Genomic DNA, 6,177 nt, shown 5'->3' with positions numbered 1-6,177 from the left:
TACGCACGGCGAGGCGAGCGTCGACTATCCGGATTTCGGCTACAAGCTCGCTGGCTATATCGCCGCCGGAAAGGCCGAGCGCGGCATCGCCCTGTGCGCCGCCGGCATTGGCATTTCCATCGCCGTGAACCGCAATCCGGGGGTGCGCTGCGCCCTCGTTTCCGAGCCACTCTCCGCCGCGCTCTCGCGCGAACACAACGACGCCAACGTCATCGCCCTGGGCGCCCGCATGATCGGCGTCGAAATGGCGAAGGCCTGCCTCACCGCCTTCCTGACGACGCCCTTCTGCGGCGATCGCCAGACCCGCCGCGTCGGCAAACTGGGGAAGGCGGGGGCGGGAACTTAAGTTCATCGGCAGGGCCGGTCATGTCACTGTCCCCTCAGATTTCAAAGTCTCAAACCCCCAGCCCCAGGCTCTCAAGGATCATCTCATTGTCGGCGCCCGGCCGGGGCGGGGGGAGGCGGAGACTGGCGGGCGTGGCCGCGAAATGCACCGGGTGTTTCATGGTGCGGTAGCGGCCCGCTTCGGGGTGTTCGGCTTCCTGGAAGAAGCCGGTGGCGACGAGGTGGGCGTCGGTCAGAACTTGCGGCAGGGTATTGTAGCGCATCGCCGGGATGTTCGCCTTGTCGAGCAGCGCGAGCCATTCGTCCGTGGACCGCTTGGCGGTGACGTCCTCGATCAGGGCGTAGAGCGCGCCGGTATTTTCGGTGCGTGCGGCATAGGTATTGAAGCGCGGGTCCTGGAACACGTCAGGCATGCCGCCAATTTCGAAAAACGTCGCCCATTGCTGATCCGAGTATGGAACAAGTCCGATATAGCCGTCGGTGGTCGGGTAGGGGCGCCGGTTCGGATTGACCGAACGGGTATAGGCGAGCTTGCCATTGCCCGGCATGAATGTCTCTCCGTAGAGATTCTCCACCATGTTGAAGAAGGTGAAGCATTCCAGCATCGGCACCTGTACGAACTGGCCCTTGCCGGTGGTCGCCTTGTGGAACATCGCGGCGAGCGTCGCATAAGTTGCGAACAGGCCGGCCGTCTTGTCGGCCACCAGCGAGGCCGCGTATTCGGGCCGCCCGCCAGAGCGGATGGCATTGAGGTCGGCAAAGCCGGAGGCGCCCTGGATCAGGTCGTCATAGGCCTGGCGCTTTTCGTAGGGCCCGCCCTGGCCAAAGCCGGCGCAATGGACATAGACGATGTCGTCCTTGAGGGCCTTCACCTGCTCATAGCCGAAGCCGAGCCGCTCCATGCCGGCGAGGCGGACATTGTGAAAGAACACATCGGCGGTCTTCAGGAGCTGCGTCAGCGCGGCCTTGCCCCCGGGCGTCTTGGCGTCGAGCGTCACTGAGCGCTTGTTGCGGTTCAGCGCCATGTAGATTGGCCCAAGGTCGCCGGTTGGCGAGGCGCCGGCATAGCGCATCGTGTCGCCCTTGCCGGGGGGCTCGATCTTGATCACTTCGGCGCCGAGATCGGCGAGGATCAAAGTGGCGAAGGGGCCCAGCACGACAGTGCTCATGTCGATGATGCGGACACCTGCCAGAGGCCCTGAGGGCGGGCCGGTGCGGGGCGCGTCGGTCATGGGTCAGGTCTCCTGGACAACTGGCGCGTAAGTGCCCCGCGGGCACCGGGTAGATCAAGCTTTTCCTCGGGTCAGAGGCCAAGCGCGATGCGGGCTTCCTCGATATGCTCGGTCTTGGCCTTGAAAGCAGACCAGTCGTCGCTGGCGGCGATCGGATCCCACAAGGCCTCGACTTCCCCGATGACGAGGCTGACCGGTGAGGGCGCCTGGAAATAGGGCAGGGCAAGGCGCCCGGGCCGCACCGGCGTGCGCGCCATCAGGGCGGCGCGGACCGGCCCGAAAGACGCAGAGGTATAGAGCGCGGCCTGCGGCGAGGCGGCGGCGCGCCTCTCGCTGGCCGGCCCGCCGAACCAGTCGAAGAAGGTTTGCGCCCAGCTTGCCCCGCTGTCGGTCATCCAGCCATAGAAGGCCTGCAGCAGGCCGATGTCCTGCGCGACATCGCCCAGAGGCGCAAGGCCGAGCAGGGCATGGGTATGGGCGGCAAAGCTGTCGCGGTAAGCAGTCTCAAACGGCGCCAGCGACGGAGCGAGGTCTTCAGCCTCCGCCAGCAGGAGGAGCGCCGAGGCGAGCTGCTGCAAGGCCCAGCTGCCCTGCAGGGGCTGGCGGCCGAAACGGTAGAGTCCGTTCTGGTCGAAATAGGCGGCGGTGAAGTTCGGGTCGGACTGTGCGAGGAAACGCCAGGGGCAGAAGTCGAAGGTCTCGCCGGTGATGTTGAAATTGTCGGTATTCATCACCCCGTGCACGAAGCCGGCGGCCATCCACTGGCCGATCATCTTGCCGGTGGCGACGGCGATGCATTCCAGCAGCGCGCAGGCCTTGCGCGCCATATCCGGATCATCGGCGCCAGGGTGGAACTCGGCGACGCAGTAATCGACCAGCTTTGCCATGGCGGCGCGGTCGTCCAGGTAAGCACAGCGCTGGAAGGTTCCAAAGCGGACATGGCTGTGGGAGAGGCGCACCAGCACGCAGGACCGGGTCGGCGAGGGCTCGTCGCCGCGCTCAAGCGCCTCGCCGGTCTCGATCAGGCTGAAGGCCTTGGACGTGTTGACGCCGAGTGCTTCCAGATAGCTGGCGGCGAGGATTTCGCGCACCCCGCCTTTCAGCGTAAGGCGGCCATCACCGCGGCGCGACCAGGGCGTCTGGCCGGAGCCCTTGGTGCCCAGGTCCAGCAGGCGGCCAGCGGTGTCACCTACCTGCGCAAACAGGAAGCCGCGCCCGTCACCGAGGTCAGGATTATAGGTGCCGAACTGGTGGCCATGATAGCGCATAGCGAGTGGCTGGGACAGATTTCCGGGCAGGGCCTCGAACCGGCCGAAATGGCTGAGCCAGCCGGAATCGCTGAGATTACCGAGCCCTATGCTCTGCGCCCATCGCTGGTTGCGCCAGCGCAACACTGTTTCAGGAAAGCGTGCCGCGAGGACAGGGTCGGCGAATTCCGGGGCTATCCGAAGGAAGGGCGGCAGGTTCGTTTCTTTTTTGAACTTCCCAGCATTTAAGGGGTCTTCCAACGCAGCGAGCCTTCCTTGTCGACAGGGTAGGGCATGTGGGTTCTATAATGGCATGCAGCGGTGCAGCACAGAAGCCCCCTTGCAGACCGTCGTAGACCCTTAATGATGGGAATTGGTCAAGATCATGACAAGCGGCGAAAGCTTGCTCCAGGCCGTAACAGTTTCGGGAGGAAACGAATGAAAACTTTCAAGGGAATGCTCTTTTGTGCGTCGGCCATTGCGCTGGGCGGCTCGTTTGCCGCGCAGGCGCAGGAGGACGAGAACGAGCGCAAGCTCGCAACGGTCACGGTTACCGGCTCAGCTATCGCCGGCTCTCCGGAAGATGCGGCGCTTCCGGTAGATGTTATTACGGCACAGGACCTGAAGCTCGAGGGCAATCCCTCTCTGACAGAGCTGATTCGCAATCTCGGCGTCTCATCCGGTATTGACGGCGAGACCAATCAGTTTGCGTCTAACGGCCTCGAGGGCACATCGAACATCAACCTGCGCGGGCTAGGCCCGGCGCGGACGTTGGTGCTCATAAACGGTCGGCGCCAGACTTATGCGCCTTACGCGATCGGCGAGCAGGCTCAGCTCTTCGTTGATACGAACACGCTCCCCTCATCAGCAGTTGGCCGAATCGAAGTTCTGAAAGACGGTGCTGCGGCGATCTATGGATCCGACGCCATTGCTGGCGTCGTGAACTTCATTACCCGAACGGATCTCGAAGGCCTCGAAGTCGGTGGATCGTTCTCGCAGTTTGACGGTTCCGATGGCGATTACGGCCTGACAGCTTCCTATGGCCTGCAGATGGGTAATGCCAGCTGGATCACCTCCGTCGGCTACAACTTCCGCAGCGAAGTTCCACTTCTGGAGAAAGACTGGGCGATCCTGCCGCGTGCTGAGAACCCGGTCGGCGGCTTCTCTGGAATCTCAAATCCCGGACGTTTTGTTCCCTTGGGAATTACAGGGCCGATCGCACCGTTCAACGTCAACGACAATGGTTGCGTTGCGCTCGGAGGGACGCTGGCACCGACCTGCAACTTCCAGTTCACGCAGTATGACAACCTCGTCGAAGAGGAGACCCGCTACCAGATCTTCTCTGAATATAACCGTGACTTTGACAATGGCATGAAGTTCCATATTGAGGGGCTTTACGCCAATACAGACGTACCGGAGTGGAAGACCTCTCCATCCTATCCGCCGCAGGTGCTTACGAGTCAGTTCGTGCCGACCACAAACCCTGGCTATGCTGCTTATACCGCAGCCAATCCGGGTGCGTTCCCGGCCGGCACCATCGGCTCATTGTTCATTGGACGCAGCTTCGGCTGGGGCGGTTTCCCCGGAACAGGTGGCGCACAGGTGGGCAACCGGGCTTATGAAAGTTACCGCCTTGCCAGCGATCTGACGGGCGACTTCGGCGAATCTATGAATTGGGACCTTGGCGTGTCTTATTCAACGACGATCGGAACGCGCAGCACCAACGACACATATATTTCAGCTTTCGCTGCGGGCCTGCGAGGTTTCGGCGTCTGTACTGATCCAATCACCGGGGCCGATCCGGCGACGGGGACCGTCCCTTGGGCGCCCGGCTATACAGGCGTACTGGTTGCGGGCGCGGGCGCCTGCCAGTGGTTCAATCCTTTCTCAAACGGGATTGCTGCGAGCGGCGTGACTGGAGAAGCAAACCCCAATTTCATTCCGGGGCTCCAGAATACAGTGGCGATTGCCGAATGGATGACTGACCCATCATTCACCGAGGTGACGACTTCGCTGCTGGTATTTGATGCGGTCTTGTCCGGCCAGTTGGGCATTGACTTTGGTGGCGGCGCGGTCGGTTGGGCTGCGGGCGCCCAGGTGCGCACTGAAACCCTCAAGGTTGAACCAAGTGCCCTGACAGACCTCGCCGTCACACCGGGACCCGGCGGAACCGGGCCTTACGCTTTCCTCGCGGGTACCAACGCCAGCGACAACGAGCAAACTATCTATGCTGTGTTTGCAGAAGCCCAAATACCGCTTGGTGATACGGTCGACGTCCAACTCGCTGCTCGATTCGAAGATTATGGTGGCGGTGCTGGTTCGACATTTGATCCGAAGGTTGCCGCAAAATGGCAGATCATGGACGCGTTCGCGATGCGCGGCTCGGCCCAGACATCGTTCCGGGGCCCGACACTCAACCAGATTGACGGGGTCGGAACCAGCCTCCAGTTTGTTGCCCCAACGTCTGCGTTCAAGGCAGTGGACCAGTTCGGCAATCCCAACCTCCAACCGGAATCGGCGACCAGCTTCAATATCGGCGGCTTGGTCGATATCGGCGGGTTCACGGCTTCTGTGGACTACTATAACTTCGACTTTTCGGATCCGATTATCGTCGAAGAGCAGTCGAGCATTGTGAACGCCGCCATTGCAGCAATCAATGCTGGCAACCTGACATCGCCCATCCTGTCACGCATCACGTTTCAGAATCCGCTGATCCCGTCAGGCGCCGGGATTGCACGTATACGGACTAACGTGGCCAATGGCCCCGACATCCAGACCTCCGGCATCGACTTCCGCGCAAACCAGGTGATCGATGACGTATTCAACGGCCAGACACTGACGCTCGGGGTGGATGGAACTTATGTGATTGAGTATGTTGTTGCGGACTTCGAGATCGAAGGGGTAACCATCGCCGGCGGAGACCGGGTTGGGCAGTTCAACCGGAGCAACTTCTCTCGGTCATTGCCGCAGTGGAAGGCAAATGCCTTCGCAAACCTCGAAGTCGGAGACCACAACTTCCGGGTTGTCGCCCGTCACACTACCGATTACGCGGACGAGCGTCCGGCGGGTCAGCGTGGAGGCGTCGGCGAAACGATCGAGGCTCAGACGACCTTTGATCTCTTCTATAATTGGCAGGCGCCGTATGGCATCGATTTCGGCCTGTCGGTGGTCAACGTGACCGATGAAGACCCACCATTCGCCGCATTTGACCTCAACTATGATCCCTACACGCACAACCCCTTTGGCCGCACAGTAAAAGTCAGCTTTAAGAAGCGCTTCGGCCCCGAGGGCTGATACGCTATAGTCTGCTGACAAAATAAACGGCCCCCGGAAACGGGGGCCGTTTTCTTTTG

4 protein-coding genes are annotated in these 6,177 nt (G+C 61.5%); 2 read left to right on the top strand and 2 right to left on the bottom strand.

Going from position 1 to position 6,177, the window contains the following annotated elements:
* Nucleotides 1-346: RpiB/LacA/LacB family sugar-phosphate isomerase (locus tag WEA77_RS04095; RefSeq protein ID WP_368066591.1), on the top strand; the 346-nt coding region annotated here is incomplete at its 5' end.
* A 49-nt stretch (nt 347-395) separates the two neighbouring features.
* Here the strand turns inward: WEA77_RS04095 and WEA77_RS04090 are convergent.
* Both WEA77_RS04090 and WEA77_RS04085 read right to left on the bottom strand, forming a co-directional pair.
* Entirely contained in the window at nt 396-1,577 is a 1,182-nt protein-coding gene (locus WEA77_RS04090) for a CaiB/BaiF CoA transferase family protein (protein ID WP_368066590.1), read from the bottom strand.
* Between the two features lie 71 nt (nt 1,578-1,648).
* Nucleotides 1,649-3,085 carry a protein adenylyltransferase SelO family protein gene (locus WEA77_RS04085; RefSeq protein WP_368066589.1) on the bottom strand — a complete coding sequence of 479 codons (1,437 nt, stop codon included), beginning with the start codon at nt 3,083-3,085 and terminating at the stop codon, nt 1,649-1,651.
* A gap of 177 nt (nt 3,086-3,262) precedes the next feature.
* Here WEA77_RS04085 and WEA77_RS04080 point away from each other — a divergent pair, with 177 nt between their 5' ends.
* Nucleotides 3,263-6,118, top strand: a complete 2,856-nt coding sequence (locus WEA77_RS04080) for a TonB-dependent receptor plug domain-containing protein (RefSeq protein ID WP_368066588.1) — start codon at nt 3,263-3,265, stop codon at nt 6,116-6,118.
* Nucleotides 6,119-6,177 lie beyond the last annotated feature (59 nt).

This window comes from Hyphomonas sp. (assembly GCF_040882205.1).
Lineage (GTDB): Bacteria > Pseudomonadota > Alphaproteobacteria > Caulobacterales > Hyphomonadaceae > Hyphomonas.
This window is presented reverse-complemented; position numbering and strand designations above follow the sequence as displayed.

Coding starts and splice junctions, on each gene's coding strand:
- WEA77_RS04090 (WP_368066590.1), bottom strand. CDS start 1,577: ATGACCGACGCGCCCCGCACCGGCCCGCCCTCAGGGCCTCTGGCAGGT.
- WEA77_RS04080 (WP_368066588.1), top strand. CDS start 3,263: ATGAAAACTTTCAAGGGAATGCTCTTTTGTGCGTCGGCCATTGCGCTG.